The sequence below is a fragment of the Arthrobacter sp. MYb224 genome (assembly GCF_002975455.1).
GTDB lineage: Bacteria > Actinomycetota > Actinomycetes > Actinomycetales > Micrococcaceae > Glutamicibacter.
The window spans coordinates 1-14,264 of sequence record NZ_PCPU01000005.1 but is presented as its reverse complement, the minus strand read 5'-3'; the positions used below and the strand labels follow the sequence as shown (position 1 = coordinate 14,264).

Annotated in this window: 16 protein-coding genes; 5 read left to right on the top strand and 11 right to left on the bottom strand. The window is 61.8% G+C overall.

The features are described 5' to 3' along the window. Positions 1-83 precede the first annotated feature (83 nt). The gene (gene rbfA, locus CQ017_RS10650; protein WP_096287278.1) at positions 84-518 is read left to right on the top strand and encodes a 30S ribosome-binding factor RbfA; all 435 of its coding nucleotides are present in this window, start codon (positions 84-86) and stop codon (positions 516-518) included. A gap of 110 nt (positions 519-628) precedes the next feature. Here the strand turns inward: rbfA and CQ017_RS10645 are convergent, their stop codons facing one another. Together CQ017_RS10645 and CQ017_RS18125 are read right to left on the bottom strand one after the other, a co-directional pair. Further along, entirely contained in the window at positions 629-1,069 is a 441-nt protein-coding gene (locus CQ017_RS10645) for a hypothetical protein (protein ID WP_105553699.1), read from the bottom strand. 30 nt (positions 1,070-1,099) lie between these two features. After that, the gene (locus CQ017_RS18125) at positions 1,100-1,246 is read right to left on the bottom strand and encodes a hypothetical protein (protein WP_181150537.1); all 147 of its coding nucleotides are present in this window, start codon (positions 1,244-1,246) and stop codon (positions 1,100-1,102) included. A 78-nt stretch (positions 1,247-1,324) separates the two neighbouring features. Here CQ017_RS18125 and CQ017_RS10640 point away from each other — a divergent pair, with 78 nt between their 5' ends. Both CQ017_RS10640 and CQ017_RS10635 read left to right on the top strand, forming a co-directional pair. Continuing rightward, a complete protein-coding gene (locus tag CQ017_RS10640; protein ID WP_096287274.1) occupies positions 1,325-1,771 on the top strand; it encodes a YdeI/OmpD-associated family protein in 447 nt (148 codons plus the stop codon). 107 nt (positions 1,772-1,878) lie between these two features. After that, positions 1,879-2,367, top strand: a complete 489-nt coding sequence (locus CQ017_RS10635; RefSeq protein WP_105553698.1) for a GNAT family N-acetyltransferase — start codon at positions 1,879-1,881, stop codon at positions 2,365-2,367. A gap of 60 nt (positions 2,368-2,427) precedes the next feature. On the opposite strand, the gene CQ017_RS10630 is transcribed toward CQ017_RS10635, so the two are convergent. The 3 genes from CQ017_RS10630 to CQ017_RS10620 form a co-directional block, all read right to left on the bottom strand. Beyond that, positions 2,428-4,152, bottom strand: coding sequence for a cytochrome b/b6 domain-containing protein (locus CQ017_RS10630; protein ID WP_258133594.1), 1,725 nt, complete (start codon positions 4,150-4,152; stop codon positions 2,428-2,430). 78 nt (positions 4,153-4,230) lie between these two features. After that, positions 4,231-5,223, bottom strand: a complete 993-nt coding sequence (locus tag CQ017_RS10625) for an electron transfer flavoprotein subunit alpha/FixB family protein (protein WP_105553697.1) — start codon at positions 5,221-5,223, stop codon at positions 4,231-4,233. Between the two features lie 64 nt (positions 5,224-5,287). Next, positions 5,288-6,067, bottom strand: coding sequence for an electron transfer flavoprotein subunit beta/FixA family protein (locus CQ017_RS10620; protein WP_181148498.1), 780 nt, complete (start codon positions 6,065-6,067; stop codon positions 5,288-5,290). Between the two features lie 407 nt (positions 6,068-6,474). Here CQ017_RS10620 and CQ017_RS10615 point away from each other — a divergent pair, with 407 nt between their 5' ends. Together CQ017_RS10615 and CQ017_RS10610 are read left to right on the top strand one after the other, a co-directional pair. Beyond that, complete coding sequence (locus CQ017_RS10615) at positions 6,475-7,071, top strand: bifunctional 2-polyprenyl-6-hydroxyphenol methylase/3-demethylubiquinol 3-O-methyltransferase UbiG (protein ID WP_105553696.1); 597 nt, start codon at positions 6,475-6,477, stop codon at positions 7,069-7,071. Between the two features lie 144 nt (positions 7,072-7,215). After that, entirely contained in the window at positions 7,216-8,109 is an 894-nt protein-coding gene (locus tag CQ017_RS10610) for an alpha/beta fold hydrolase (protein WP_258133593.1), read from the top strand. A 38-nt stretch (positions 8,110-8,147) separates the two neighbouring features. Here CQ017_RS10610 and CQ017_RS10605 read toward each other — a convergent pair whose 3' ends face one another. The 6 genes from CQ017_RS10605 to CQ017_RS10580 all read right to left on the bottom strand — a co-directional run bounded on the left by CQ017_RS10605 (position 8,148) and on the right by CQ017_RS10580 (position 14,253). After that, the gene (locus CQ017_RS10605; RefSeq protein WP_105553695.1) at positions 8,148-8,960 is read right to left on the bottom strand and encodes an AAA family ATPase; all 813 of its coding nucleotides are present in this window, start codon (positions 8,958-8,960) and stop codon (positions 8,148-8,150) included. Then, positions 8,960-10,468, bottom strand: coding sequence for a Mu transposase C-terminal domain-containing protein (locus CQ017_RS10600; protein ID WP_258133592.1), 1,509 nt, complete (start codon positions 10,466-10,468; stop codon positions 8,960-8,962). The genes CQ017_RS10605 and CQ017_RS10600 overlap by 1 nt, the downstream gene beginning before the upstream one ends. 6 nt (positions 10,469-10,474) lie before the next feature. Continuing rightward, positions 10,475-11,068 carry a recombinase family protein gene (locus CQ017_RS10595; RefSeq protein ID WP_096287264.1) on the bottom strand — a complete coding sequence of 198 codons (594 nt, stop codon included), beginning with the start codon at positions 11,066-11,068 and terminating at the stop codon, positions 10,475-10,477. Positions 11,069-11,465: 397 nt separating this feature from the next. After that, a complete protein-coding gene (locus CQ017_RS10590; RefSeq protein WP_022876883.1) occupies positions 11,466-11,885 on the bottom strand; it encodes a DUF302 domain-containing protein in 420 nt (139 codons plus the stop codon). A gap of 88 nt (positions 11,886-11,973) precedes the next feature. Continuing rightward, positions 11,974-13,302, bottom strand: a complete 1,329-nt coding sequence (locus tag CQ017_RS10585) for an MFS transporter (RefSeq protein WP_105553694.1) — start codon at positions 13,300-13,302, stop codon at positions 11,974-11,976. Between the two features lie 54 nt (positions 13,303-13,356). After that, positions 13,357-14,253 (bottom strand): sulfite exporter TauE/SafE family protein, encoded by an 897-nt coding sequence (locus CQ017_RS10580; protein WP_096287260.1) that lies wholly within the window; start codon positions 14,251-14,253, stop codon positions 13,357-13,359. Between the last annotated feature and the right edge of the window lie 11 nt (positions 14,254-14,264).

Sequence of the window (14,264 nt, the reverse complement as noted above, 5' to 3'; positions counted from 1 at the left end):
GCAACGGCGTGGGCGCGCACCGGTAAACTGACCGGTGAGCGCCCACGCTCCTCACTTTCACGACAATTTTTTAGGAGAGATCCATGGCTGATTCAGCCCGTGCGGCCCGTTTGGCCAAGCGCGTACAGGTCCTCATGGCCCAGTCGCTGCGCACCGTCATCAAAGACGAGCGCATCGACAACGTGACCGTGACCGACGCGCGGGTCACCAACGACCTGCAGCACGCCACCGTGTACTACACGGTGTTCGGTGAGGGTGAGATCAAGGCGGAAATCGCCGAGATGCTCGCCAAGCGCACCGGTGCGCTGCGCAAGGAATTGGGACGCAACCTGACCATTCGCTTGACCCCTACCCTGGCCTTCGTCGCAGACGAGATTCCAGAGAGCGCCTCGCTTCTGAATGAACTGCTGGCCAAGGCCAAGGAAAAGGACGCTGAGGTCGCTTCGCTGCGCGAGGGCAAGACCCACGCAGGGGATGCCGATCCGTACAAGAAGGACGACGAGGACGAAGAGGCCTAGGCCTCCTCATGCTCTGCGCTTCCGCGAATCGGGAGCGAGCAAAAACCCCAGTGGTGCCGAACAGCAGTTCGTGCGCCACTGGGGTTTTTGCGTGCAGAAAAAAGCAAGAGCTAGGGGGCGCCGGGTGTATCGCGGGGTGCGCTGGATGTGAGCCGATTGATCAGCGGGGTGCAGAGCAAATAGACCGCCACGCTGACCGCGGCGCTCGCCAGGGCCAGCGGGTAGGTGCTCATGACCAGATAGTAGCAGCCCACGATCGCCACGAAGCTCAGCAACGATTCCAAGGTATTGCCGGCAATCTTGCCGGCCTCGGGAAATAGCCTTCGCACCAGGCGGTCGGTGATTTCACCCGTAGCAAGCAGTACCAGGGTAAAGACGATGACGAGGAGCGGAACCCATGGCCAAAGGCCCTGTTTCAGCTCGCCGAGCTGCGGGAGCCAGAGCGGGGTGAGGAATCCGAGGAGAAACGGAAGTCCAGCCATCAGCGCGCAGGCGGCCAGATAGAGGATGAAGATCAGCAGTTCGTGGGGTTTCGGTTTTTGTTCCGGCAAGTTTTCCTTTGCATGGATTGCAACGCGTGATTAGCGATGGCTCCGCGCGGTATTCGTGGAGTTGGGGGTGCTGTCCATGATGCCACAGAAAGAATTGAGGACCATGAAGAGCAGGGGCCAGTGCGCGTTGACCAAGCTGGCTCCCCGGCGGGCCGCTGGCAGCGTTTCGCAACTCATGAGAATTGATGGTGGTCAGCGCGGAGATACTGGACTACCGTGGAGATCAAAGACTTGCCTGAAACAAAGGAGCAGCTCATGCCGGAATTCACCACCACTTTGATGGCCTCGACCGGAAATAATGTGGGCATTGTTGTTCCCGACGAAATCGTCCGGGGATTCAATCACGGCAAACGGGTGCCGGTGACGGTGACGATCGACGGGGACTACACCTATCGAAATACCATCTCATCCATGGGCGGGCAATTTTTGATCTCTTTCAATTCCGAAACGCGCGGTGCCACCGGTCGGGGTGCCGGGGATGAGGTCACCGTGAAACTGGAACTCGACGAGGCACCGCGAATCATCGAAGTCCCCGAGGACCTTGCGGTGAAACTGTCTCTGGAACCGGCCCTTGCCGACGCCTGGAACAATCTCTCCTACAGCAAGCAACGCGGTCATGTTGAACCGATCATCTCGGCAAAGGGCGCGGATACCCGTGCTCGACGAGTGGAAAAAGTCATCAAGGCACTACGCGTCGACTAGTGTCGACTAACTTTGGTGCGTCGGTACCGGCGCTCAAGGCAACCGCGGAGGATAGGCCGGGCGGATTGCCCGCCCGATGGCGAGCATGGCGCAAGGGAGCCGACCACATGGGACAGCCAAGGGCCGTTGGGATTCAGGATCTACGGCTGCGCGCAGCAAGCGCGGAAGACGCTGCAGCCATAGCCCAGCTGTGTGTGGACAGCGGCCGGGACCCGTGGACGGCGCAGGCAATCCAGGGCACCTCCCACCGGACCGTCGTAGTGGCGGTGGCCGGCACTCAGATTGCCGGCATCGCGAAGACCCATTGGCACGAAGACGCCCACGGAATTGCACCCGCAGGCCACTACCTCGGCGGGGTCATCGTAGATCCAAACTGGCGCAGGCATGGAATCGGCCAGGCCCTCACCGCGGCGCGTCTGGAATGGATCGCTGCGCGGAGCCGGCGCGCGTACTACTTCACCAACGAACGAAACGTCTCATCGCTACGCCTGCATGCGAAATTCGGGTTTGTGCAGATCGCGGCCGGCGAAGAGATTCGCATGGTGCGTGCCGACGACGGTGAATCGAAGCTATTGCTTTTCGAAGCGGTGCTCTGAGATGCCAAACGGCGCCTGCCGGCTCCGCTGAGAAGCCTGCAGGCGCCGTGGTAAACGGACCTAGTTCTTGGAAATTTTGCCGGTCATCGTTGCCACCGGCAGGAGGAACATTGGCTTCATGAACACCCAAGCCGCCGCGACCACCGCCACCGAGACTAAGAAGATCACCAGCCCCCATGCATCGGCCGCGTCCCGCGAGGCATACATGTGGTTCAGGTTCTTCAACGCGCCGGTGGTGAATACCAGGAATACGTGGACCAGCACGAAGGCGACGAAGAAGAGCATCACCGGGAAATGCACCTTGCGGGCCAGCTCGATCGGATAGACCCGGTTCAAGGCCTTGGGCTGAGTCGGCCACCAGCTGGACATCCGGACACCGGTCACAATGGCCAGCGGTGCCGCCACGTAGATCACGAGGAAGTAGGAGGTCATCTGCAAGGCGTTGTAATGAATCCAGCCGTTTTCGACAGGCCAATTGAGCGAGGCATATTGAATGGCGCCGGAGATCATATTCGGGAAGACATCCCAGCTGGTCGGAACCACTCGCATCCACTGGCCGGTAATAGCCAGCAGGATCACGAAGACCACCCCGTTCAGCACCCACAACGCATCCAAGGCCTGGTGGGTCCAGATGCTGAGCGAATATTTCTTGGGGCTATTTCCCTTCGGGGAGAACCACGAGTTCGCCTTGGGCGTCCACATCGCTGCCGGTCGTTTCTCATGACGTACCTGTAACCCGGTGCGGATAATCAGCACGATAAAGAACATATTCAAGAAATGCTGCCAACCAAGCCAAGCCGGAATTCCAAGCGGCGCAGAGTCGGGCATGGTTGAATGCCCGTCATAGGTGGCGATGAAGTCCTGGATTGGTTCCAGCGTGCGCAAGCCGCGCGCGGCAAGAACTACCAGCAGGGCAACAAGTACCGCTCCGATCACCAGGATCGCCGGCTTGACCCAGGGCTTCATCTTGATCTTTGAAGTTCCTTGGGCATCGGAGGCCGGGCGCTTTTCCGCGACGGGAGGCTGGGCCGCGCTCGCGGCCTGCGCGGCTGGTTCCGCAACGGCCGGTGGCCTCTGCGCCGCGGGCTCGGCGGCTTCTTCAACGACCGGTGGTTGCCCGAGTGCGGCTGCATCGTCGGCGACTGGTTCGGAAACCGGGACAGCCACTGGGGCCTCGGCAACGGGAGCCGCAGACTCGGAGGACTTTCCGGCAGTCGCATCCTCGCGTTGGCGCAGGGGAGTGTAGCCCTGCATGCGATTGGACGGAACTGCCGCCCGTTCGGATGAATCCGCCGAAGCTGCCTCGGCGCCCGAAGCGGCAATTGCCGGAGCAGCCGGTTCCGGGGCCGGTGCCGGCGGAGTTTCGCTCGGCGGTGCCGCCGGCTTTGCTGCGGCCCCGCCAGCGGGTTCCGCAGCGGCGGCAGCCGGTGCCGCGACCTGTGCGCTAGTGCTGGCGGTGTCCGTGGCCGGGGCCCGGAGCGGGGTATAGCCCTGCATGCGTTGGCGTGAGGAGCTAGCGGCGGTGTTCGAGACGGGCGCCGGCGCTGGCTCAGGCTGAACGGCCGCCGTCTCGGCCGGTGCAGGAACCTGTTCTGGGGCCGGAGCGCTCTGCACTGGGGGAGCGGCGGGTACCGGCTCGCTGGCCACCGGTTCGGTGACCGGTGCTGCGGGCACGCTCGCCGTCGGTGGTGTCTCAATTTTCTGTGCAGGCTCGGCGGCCGCGTCGGGTTTAACCCCGCCTTTGGCGCGCAGGGGCGTGTAGCCTGCCATCCGTTGCTTGGTCATAATCGTTGAACCTCATCGCGTCGTCGTATCCGGCAGGTGATGCTTCGCCGGAACCTACCTGAGTGGAGAATGCCGTGATTACCCTTGGCGGGTGCGGATTTCCTCGAGCAGTTTCGGGACTACGGTAAACAAGTCGCCAACGATGCCGAAGTCTGCGTGGTCGAAGATCGGCGCATTCTCATCCTTATCGATGGCTACGATCGTCTTGGCGGTCTGCATACCCGCACGGTGCTGAATCGCCCCGGAGATGCCCAAGGCAATGTACAGGTCCGGGGAGACGATGACACCGGTCTGGCCCACCTGCAGCTTCGGTGAGACAAAGCCTGAATCCACCGCGGCACGCGAGGCGCCAATCGCCGCGCCGAAGTGATCGGCCAGCTGCTCGACGATCTCGAATTTTTCCGCCGAGCCCACTCCGCGTCCGCCGGAGACGACGATCTTGGCGCTGCGCAGATCCGGACGGGAGGCATCGCTTTGCATCGCTTCGACCGAGCGGATTTGGGCGCCCTTGGATACCTTGGGCAGAGCCGAAGGCTCGATGATGGTCAGCTGCGGTGCCGCGACGGACTCGGCTCGGGCATCTACGGCACCGGGGCGAATCGTGAAGATGCGCGGTCCGCCCTCGACGGTGGATTCTGAGGTGACGTCTCCGCCGAAAATCGAGTGCATGGCGATCGGCTCGTCCTCGGCCCAGCGCATGCCCACCGCGTCAACGCAGACGGCACCCTCAACCCGAATGGCCAAACGACCGGCAATGGTGCGGCCGGAGGCCGTATTGGAGAGCAGCACCGCGGCCGGAGCCACGGTGCTGGTGGCCGAGGCGAGCGCCGCCACATCGGCCGAGCCAAGAGCCAAAGCGTCAAGGTCGGTAGGCAGCAGGTGAACTTCGGCGGCGCCGAGTTCACCGAGCTTGGCCGCAAGCTGCTGCTCTTGGCCCGCGGCGCAGACGGCAACGGCGACCGGGGTACCGAACTGGGCGGCCGTTCCAAGCAAGCCTGCGGTGGTGTTCTGCGGGGAGCCGTCCGGCGATACCTGGACATGGACGAGCACGCTGTGGGTGGTTTGAACCATGGGAAAATCCTCCTGAGCAAGGACAAATCGTGGGGATGAAGATTGTGGAAAGACCCGAGCTGAATTAGATAAAGTGCTTCTCGGCCAGGAAGTCGGCCAGCTGGGTGGCTGCCGTTCCGTCATCGGTAATCTTTGGTCCGGCGACTCGCTCGGGGCGGTCCTCCGCAGAGACCATCACCGAACGGAAGTGGGCCGCCTCGGGTCCTGCCTCGATGCCGAGGTCGGCCAGGGTCCACGTTTCCAATGGCTTGGTCTTCGCCGCACGGATTCCCTTGAAGTTCGGGAAGCGTGGCTCGGCGGACTTCTCCGTCACCGAGACAACGGCGGGTAGCTGCACGCTCAAATTCATGGTGGTTTCGCCCAGCTGGCTGGTTCCGGTCACTTCGCTTGCGCTGATTTCCAATTCGTCGGCGTAGGGCAGCAGTGGACGGTCAAGGAGTTCGGCGATCATTGCTGGCACCATGCCACCCTTGCCGTCGGTCGATTCGTTGCCTGCAAGAATCAGATCGACGTCGAGTTTCGCAAGAGCCGCCGCGAGCACCCGGGCGGTGGAGATCATATCCGACCCAGCCAGCGCCGGGTCGGAGATATGCACCGCCGAATGCGCGCCCATGGAGAGCAGCCGGCGCAGTGCAAGCACTGCCTTCTCATCTCCCATGGAGACGGCAATGACCTCAACCTCGCCCAATGACTTTTCCGCTTGGAGTGCGACCTCGCAGGCGCGTTCGCAGATCTCATCGGCGACCAGGTCTGCCGCTGCGCGGTCGAGCATTCCGGTTTGCAGGTCCAAGCGACGGCTCGACCATGTATCAGGTACCTGTTTGGTCAGGACGGCGATTTTCACGCTGGTCTCCTTCTGAGGGTTCTGTTTAAGGCCAGACGTTCTGGAGATTATCCAACGCCCTGGCACAACGCTTCAAATGAAAATTTCTCGGATGGCGAGCGCTTCGCAGCAACGTCACCGACTAGGAAAAACTCTACATGTCTATTGTGCGCTCATGGGGGTGGGGCGCACATAGAAGCCGAACTTCAGAGACAATCATGACGAAATCTTCCATTTAGGTGAAGGCAATATTCGGCGGATCGGTGATCAGTGTTAACGGATATGTCCTAAGATGCCGAATATCTTGCCATCGTCTCGAACGCCCACACCCGGATCTCGGAAACGATCACGGAACGGAATATTAGGGGGGAAGGCTCTGAGGCGACGGCATTGGGTGCCCTCAGATCCAAAACATCTAGAGTGGCGTTATGACTTTTGAATCCGTCAGGTCCTCATATGGAGCCAAGGCAAGCCAGTATGTGGATGCGGTCGGCAGCATTGAACATGCTGCCGCGGCCGATGTGGCTTTTGTCGAAACGTGGGCGCGCAGTATCAAGGGCACGGTGCTTGACGTCGGCTGCGGTCCGGGACAATGGACACATCATTTGAGTACCTTGGGGATTGCCGTAGAGGGTGTAGATCCCGTTCCCGAGTTCATTAAAATCGCTCAAAGGAGCTACCCCCAAGAACGGTACCGACGTGGCCGGGCAGAAAGCTTGCACGTTGGCTCCGAAGCATTGGGCGGCGTGCTTGCCTGGTATTCACTGATTCACACCATTCCCGAACTAATCGGTGAGGCGCTCGCAGAGTTCGCTCGCTGCATTCGCCCCGGTGGCGGCCTTGCCTTGGGGTTCTTCACCGGCCCCACCCTCGAACCCTTCGACCATGCGGTTGCCACCGCCTACTACTGGCCCTTGGATCTCCTGGCTTCACATGTCGAGGCAGCGGGATTCACCGTGACCCAATCCGAATCGCGGAACGAAGGCCAAGCACGAACTCACGGCTCGCTCCTGGCTGTCCGCTAATCGACGCGGACCGGCTAGCACTGGAAAGCCGCCGAATAAAATGGCCTTCACTGTATTGCCGCGTGTGGGGCGGATTCCGCAATTTGCTCCTAGGGGAAACAGCATAAGGGCCGTTTTCCCAAGAAATCGAAAGAGGTTTAGCAAGTGGCAAACGAGCTTGCACGCAAGAGGGGAATGCTTGACGTTGGAGACGGCCAAAGCATCTATTGGGAAGAATGGGGCGCAGCCGACGGCGTGCCGGCGCTATATCTCCACGGTGGACCGGGCGGGACCCTAGGCGCGAGTGGCTATCGGCACAGATTCGACCTGAAACACACCCGTGTTATCGGGTTTGAGCAGCGAGGCTGCGGACGTTCGACACCGCATGCCTCGAACCCGGACACGTCGCTTCTGCATAATACGAGTGCCCACCTCATTGAAGATATTGAGGCGCTGCGCGAGGCACGAGGCATTAACGCGTGGATACTCAATGGGGTGTCTTGGGGATCAACGCTCGCGCTCGCGTACGCCCAGGCCCGCCCCGCACGCGTCCTTGGAATGGTTCTGTTCGCGGTGACCACCACTAGCAGAAGAGAAATCGATTGGATCACCGAAGGAGTCGGCTCGATTTTTCCCGAGGCATGGGACAGATTCGCCTCGTACGCCGAGCACGGCGGAGTCGGATATAGACGCGGAGAAGGGAGAATAGTCGAGGCCTATGCCCGGCTGCTGAATAGCGCAGATTCGAAGACCCGGGCGGATGCTTCGCAGGAATGGGCGCATTGGGAAGACACCCACATCTCGCTTGGCGCCGGCGGATTTGCACGCGATCCTCGCTGGGAGGACGAAGCATTTCGAATCGCCTTTGCCCGACTCACCACGCACTATTGGACGCATTTGGGCCGAACAGATTCACAGTTGCTAGAACGCATGGGGCGCATTGAGCACCTACCCGGAACCCTGATACACGGTCGACGCGATATTTCCGGGCCCGCAATCACCGCGTGGAACCTGCACCGTAGCTGGCCGAGGTCAAAGCTCATCATTTGTGATTGTTAACTTCGTTTGGCGGTTTCTGCGCACCTAATATTGGCGGTTCAACTGATTCCGATCACTAGCGTGGATCGCGCAGCTTCAACAACATCATCGGTAATCGTGTCCAGCTCATTGATTTTCATGACTCGCTGCATTTGTGTGAAGAGTCGATCGATCAGCCGGAAATTACCGCGCGTGATACGGGCGATCGCCGCGACAGCTTGCGTATCGGTGAAGTCCTCCAAGTCCAGAGTTTTTCCGAGGGCACGCCACTTTCGTTGCAGAACGAAATGCAGTTCATCCTGAGCAAGCGGACGGTACTCGTGAGCAAAACCAACACGGCTATAGAGCTGAGGGTATCGACTGAACTGCTTTTCGATGCCAGGCATCCCAATCAGCATCAGCGCGATATTGTTCCTGTCATACCTATCTCGTAGCACTTCTAAGGCAGTGGCGTTGAGTCGCTCCGACTCGTCGACGATGATCAGCTCAACATGCTTGTCTTGATTCATCGGGCCCGTCGTGGCACCTAAAGTATCGAGATGTTGATGGATACAGATCGAGGTCCGGGTGGTGACCAGAGAGAGTTCATCCTTGATTTGCTTAGGCGTCGTCAGAACCCCTGGGGTGAAGAAGACGGTCCGCGTTTTGGCCAGATCCTTGTAGATCTGGAGGTCACTGTCCTCCCGTCGGCCCCATTCCTCTATTAACGCCTCGGCTTTCGGGCTCCAGTTGGCATAACGTTTAGCCGATAGGGTTTTGCCAATTCCAGCTTGTCCATAGCAGACCCCGATAGTCCGCTGCCGACGCACCGCATTGGCGAACTCAGTGAAGCGGCGGTGCTCCTTCGTTGCGATAAAAGTTGTTGGTCCCATTACTCGTCCTCCGCGTAAGTGCGCAGCTTCGTTTTCTTGGTTCGGTGGACCGCCGGATCAGGCTGGGGTGCCTCCGTGGTTGGTTGCCCGGCCGGTAGAAATTCCGCGACGGTGGCGATTCGTTCATTGATTTGTCCGCGCAATTGACGCTTGCGTGCGGAGCGTGCCTTCTGGATGTCCTTGAACGTCACTGTGGCTCGTTCATGCGCGGGATCCACGGCTTTGCAGATGTGCTGGCCACGGTGAAAGACCTGGATCTCGGCAACGTCCCGCGGGTCATAGCGGAGAATGACGGATTCTCCGACGTAGGCAGCCAGCAACGGGGAAATGTAGCGTAGCCCTTGGAAATGCACGCCATCGCGGTGGACGATCCGTGGCTTGGCGACCGTGAGCAGCAGCAGGTTCAGTTCATCGATGGTTTCAGGCAGACGCGGTAACCAACCGTTGCCCTGCCACGCTGTTTGAGGCGTTTCCTTGATCTCTTGGTGCTCGCGCTGGTGGTAGTTCTGCCCAATGAACTCACCCAGCGCCATGTCCAGTTCACCGATGGACAGCCCCGGCTTGGGGTTGCGCACATTGTGCAAGTAGCCGGGCAGCCGGGCTAAGAGTTCGGTGTTGAGGGTGCCGAAGAATCGTTCAATCTTTCCCCTGCCCTGCGGCCGGGCCACAGCGGAGAAAATGATTTCGAAGTGCAGGTCTCTGGCGGCCTGCGCCAAGTGGTGGCTCGTGAAATCGGTTCCGTGGTCTACATAGAGCACATCAGGGATTCCGCACATCGCCCAATCTGCTGTCTTTTTGGGCCAGATCGCCTCACGCAACGCCAATGCCGTATTCAAGGATGAGGGAGCACCGGTGAAGATCATGTACCCGCACAGGGCTCGCGAGTAATCATCCATGATCGTGGTGAGCCACGGTCGGACCGGCTGGTGGCCAGCGTCAAAAACCAGGATGTCGAGCTCGGTATGATCGGCCTGCCACACCGCGTTCGGACGTTCGGCGCGGCGGCGCCAGACCAATTCATATTTATCGCGGTACACCGCCGTACCTTGCTGCGCCAGCGTCATCATCCCCGGATCTATCGCGCCGACGATCGAGCGGACGGTGGAGTAGGAAACCGGTGCCCATCCTTGGTGGAGCGCTACCTTGTTGACTTGTTCGTGGATGGCTGCCGTAGTCCTGGGCGGTTTAGCTAAGGCGAGGCCTTCGACCAGGTTCACGAATTCGCTGGGCATCCGGCGTCCGCGTTTGCCCGGTGCCACCGGTTCCAGACCAGGCTTCCCGTGGAGCTTGAAGCTCTGGTGCCATCGCTGCAGTGTCCTCAGGCCGATATGGTGTTCCCCTGCCAGAACCGTCAACGGCACTCCGTCTTCGACGTGTTGCCGCAGTATTTCCCAACGTGCTGTTGCCTTAGCCAGGTAGTCACGAGGAGTTCCTGCTTTCTCGGTACTGCTGCCAATCTGGTCTTGCCCCAGCGGTACGTCCCTGCGCGTTTCGCTTCGCAGGGACACGGCCGATCACAGACTCTTGGAAGATGCGGGCTCTTGGCCCAAGTGGCGGTAGAACGTTGCGCGGCTCCAGCCAACCAGGCGTGCTGCGTCTTCGGCGGTGCGTCCCCTGGTGCGGGCATCTTTGGCGATCGCGAGCTTGTCGGCAATCACCGCCGGGTCCGAGACCGGCCGGCCGAAACGGGTTCCGGATTGCCGGGCGGCGGCAATGCCGGCGTTGACTCGTTCAACGATCAATTCGCGCTCGTATTCGGCCAACGAAGCAAGCATGTTCAGCATCATCCGACCGGTCGATGTGGCCGGGTCGATGCCATCGGAAATGGAGCGGACATTAATCCCGCGCTCCCGCAAAAGGTTCACGGTATTCAAGACATCGATCAGGGAGCGACCCAGCCGGTCAACCCGCCACACCACGACGGTGTCGCCGGCTTCGGCATAGTCCAGCAGCTTCTTCATCCCGGGCCGATCGATCGCGCTGCGGCTGCCGGAAGTCACGTCGGCGAACACGTCGCGCTTCTGCACCCCTAAAGCAACCAGGGCATCGAGCTGCAAGGCCGCGTCTTGGCTCGAAGTGCTCACGCGCGTGTATCCCAAATGTCTCACCTGCCCCAGTGTGGCTCAAAAACCCCTGCACGGCAAGCAGGTAAGACGTTTTACGTTGGGACGACTTTATAAGACGGTTGGACTCCTTGCCGTTACGGAATATTGAGACGGCATGGCCGGGCTGAGGAGAGTGTCTCAATAATCTTTAGGTTTTCAAGACGGTGGTTTCCCGGCTTATCCGCTCAATAACTGTTGTCCGTGGCTGCAACGCCCATCACTCTTTGCTGACTTGGCGGGTGGTGGTCGGCGCGTTTGGTGCCCTTAACACTGTCCGGAACCGGACGGTTCATGGGCCGATTCCTGAGGTACCTGGCTCCGCATGGAGCTCCGCGCAGGAATCGGTGCCCGTTAGCGATGTGGGAATCGTGCGAGCGACCTGTGCCAATGAGGTGAGAACCTAGGTACCTACTGTTCCGGAGATTTCCTTCAATGCCGCCTGAAGCCTGGCGTCGGCTTCGTTGGCGACCTCGCGTGTCGCGTCGCTCTGGCTGAGCTTGACCATGGTTTGCGGGTCGATGGCCTCGATGGTGGTTTCCGTGGCGGCGGGAGCGCGACGTACGACGACGTTGCACGGGAGCAGTGCGCCCAGCTGCGGTTCGGCGGTGATGCCGCGTTGGGCCAGTTGCGGGTTGCAGGCCCCGAGGATGATGTAGTCCCCCACGGAGACCCCGGCCTCCTGGCCCAGCTTTTGGGTGAAGGTCGCCTTCACATCGATTTCCGTCAGGACACCGAAACCCTGTTCTGCCAGGGCGCCGCGTGTCCGTTCGACGGCGTCTTGCCATGACAGCGGGACGGTGATGGCGTGGGTGTAGGTCATGGCGGTTCTCCTCGGGTCGTGGTGTGGAGGCGTGCCGAGCGCGACTGCGTGCTCCGCCACGGCATGGGACCTCGGTTCTGTGGCCATGCTACGGGTTGGTGTGGTCGCGCGGAAGTGTTGCCAGGGCATTGCCCCCAGGGGTCGGCCGGGGATGCGGTGGGTGCGTTTCATACATGCGGATCGCGACGATCAGCCCTGCGGCTGCACTGAGTGCCGCGGCCATCCAGACGCCGGCGTTGAGCCCGAACAGGTCGGCGACGATCCCGCCAATGATGGCACCGACGGCATATCCGAGGTCGCGCCAGACCCGGTAGACGCCCACCGCGCGTCCCCTCCAAGCGGGATGGGCGACGTCGCCCACGGAGGCCAGCAGCGTGGGGTAGACCATGGCGGTTCCCGCGCCGAGCAATACGGTTCCCGAGGCCCAGGCACCAAAGCCGTCCCCGAGCGCGATGATCGCAAGGGCTCCGGCCTGGACCAACATGCCGGTGGTGATGAGGTGTTTGCGTCCGATCCGGTCCGAGAGAGCACCGGTCGCCATTTGGCCTATGCCCCAGACCCCGGGATACAGGGCGAAAAGCAGGCCGATCTGGCCCATGCTGAGATCCGCGGTGGCGAACAGGAGGGGGAACAGGGCCCAGGAGAGTCCGAAGTTCAGGTTGTTCACCAGGCCGGCCAGGCTCGCCGAGGACAAGGCCGGTTCCCGGAAGCTGGTCAGGGAAAAGATTTGGCCGTTGGCTAGGTTGGCGTCCAGGCCATGCCGGGCGGAGGCGCCCCGGGCAGCCATGTTTCCGGCATCCAGGAGGGCATGTGGGTGGGTCTCCCGGACGAAAAGGCCCGACAGCAGCAGTGCCAAGGCGGTGTAGGCGATTCCCAAGAGGAAGGGCGCCGGACGCAGCCCGTACTGTTCGGCGAGGTATCCGGCCAGCAGGGACGTGGCGGCCACGGCACCGTAGCCCGCGGCCTCGTTCAGTCCCATGGCCAGGCCGCGCTGGGCCGGGCCTACCAGATCGATCTTCATGATGACGGTGGTCGACCAGGTCAGGCCTTGGTTGATGCCCAGCAGAACGTTCGCGGCGACGACCCAGCTCCAGTCCGGGGCGAAAATGAGCATGAGCGGCACCGGGATGGCGAAGAGCCACCCGGCCAGCAGCACGGGGGTGCGTCCGTAGCGGTCCGAGAGGGTCCCGGCGAACCAGTTGGAGGTCGCCTTGGCGATCCCGAAGGCCGCCACGTAGGCGAAGAGGAACGTGTATCCGCTCAGGCCGAACTCCGCGTGGGCCAGCAGCGGAAGGACGGTTTGCTGTTGCCCGACCATCCCGCCGACGAGTGCGTTGACCGCGACAAGCAACGCGAACTGGGCCGCGTTGGCGCGCAAACCCAGGACAGGGAGGATCTTGGTGGTGGACGGTTTCATGCGCGGACTCCTGGAGTGCCGAGGCTGGAGGGGCAACACGGAGGGGAGCCGGGGCTAGCGGGCTTCGGTTGCCGTGGTGGTGGCGGGTGAACCCAGGGACTTGCGTCGCAGGGGGCATGCGGGGATGGCAAACCAGCACAGGGCCGCGGCCGCGGCGATTGCGGTGGCCGCGAGGCCCAGGATGAGGTTGGCGGGGGAGGGTAGTTCCTGGACGAGGACGAAGACGCCCATGGCCAGGACGAAGAAGCCAAAGCCCTTGCGCAGGGCCGCTTCGGGGATGCGTCCGGCCAGGCGTGCGCCGAGGAAGGAGCCGAGGATCGCGGCGGCTGTGACTCCGCCGACAAGTGTCCAGTCCAGGGTGACGGTGGTGAGGTAGCCGCCGAGTCCGGCGAAGGACTTCATGGCGATAACCACCAGCGAGGTGCCGACGGCGACGGGCATGGACAGGCCGCCAAGCAGGGCGAGTGCCGGAACGACGAGGAAGCCGCCGCCGGCACCGACGAGCCCGGTGACCAAGCCGACGACCAGGCCCTCGATGATGACCTTGGGCACCGGCAGATCCCCCTGGTGGGGTGCGCCTGCGGGGTTCTTACGGCCGCGGATCATGGCCAGGGAGGTGGCGACCATCATGAGGGCGAAGGCGATCATGAGGATCGTTCCGGGAATATGGCCCCCCAGGAGGCCGCCGCCGAAGGCCCCTGCCATGCCGGCGGCGCCGAAGACGAGTCCGGTGCGCCATTGCACACGTTTCTTGCGGGCGTGGGTCACGGCGCTGACGGCGGAGGTCGCGCCGACGACGAAGAGCGAGGCGGCGATGGCTTCCTTGGGGTTCATGCCGGCGACGTAGGTGAGGATCGGGACGGTGAGGATGGACCCGCCCCCGCCGAGCAGGCCGAGGGAGATCCCGATCAGCACCGAGAGCAGGAGGGTGAGTGCGAGGGTGAGGGTCATGGAGGGGGCCT

Bases quoted from the DNA above. Each gene is read 5' to 3' on its own strand.
- CQ017_RS10635 (WP_105553698.1), top strand. From the start codon at position 1,879: ATGGGACAGCCAAGGGCCGTTGGGATTCAGGATCTACGGCTGCGCGCA.
- CQ017_RS10585 (WP_105553694.1), bottom strand. From the start codon at position 13,302: ATGAAACCGTCCACCACCAAGATCCTCCCTGTCCTGGGTTTGCGCGCC.
- CQ017_RS18125 (WP_181150537.1), bottom strand. From the start codon at position 1,246: ATGAGTTGCGAAACGCTGCCAGCGGCCCGCCGGGGAGCCAGCTTGGTC.
- rbfA (WP_096287278.1), top strand. From the start codon at position 84: ATGGCTGATTCAGCCCGTGCGGCCCGTTTGGCCAAGCGCGTACAGGTC.
- CQ017_RS10615 (WP_105553696.1), top strand. From the start codon at position 6,475: ATGACTTTTGAATCCGTCAGGTCCTCATATGGAGCCAAGGCAAGCCAG.
- CQ017_RS10640 (WP_096287274.1), top strand. From the start codon at position 1,325: ATGCCGGAATTCACCACCACTTTGATGGCCTCGACCGGAAATAATGTG.
- CQ017_RS10580 (WP_096287260.1), bottom strand. From the start codon at position 14,253: ATGACCCTCACCCTCGCACTCACCCTCCTGCTCTCGGTGCTGATCGGG.
- CQ017_RS10605 (WP_105553695.1), bottom strand. From the start codon at position 8,960: ATGGGACCAACAACTTTTATCGCAACGAAGGAGCACCGCCGCTTCACT.
- CQ017_RS10630 (WP_258133594.1), bottom strand. From the start codon at position 4,152: ATGACCAAGCAACGGATGGCAGGCTACACGCCCCTGCGCGCCAAAGGC.
- CQ017_RS10625 (WP_105553697.1), bottom strand. From the start codon at position 5,223: ATGGTTCAAACCACCCACAGCGTGCTCGTCCATGTCCAGGTATCGCCG.
- CQ017_RS10590 (WP_022876883.1), bottom strand. From the start codon at position 11,885: ATGACCTACACCCACGCCATCACCGTCCCGCTGTCATGGCAAGACGCC.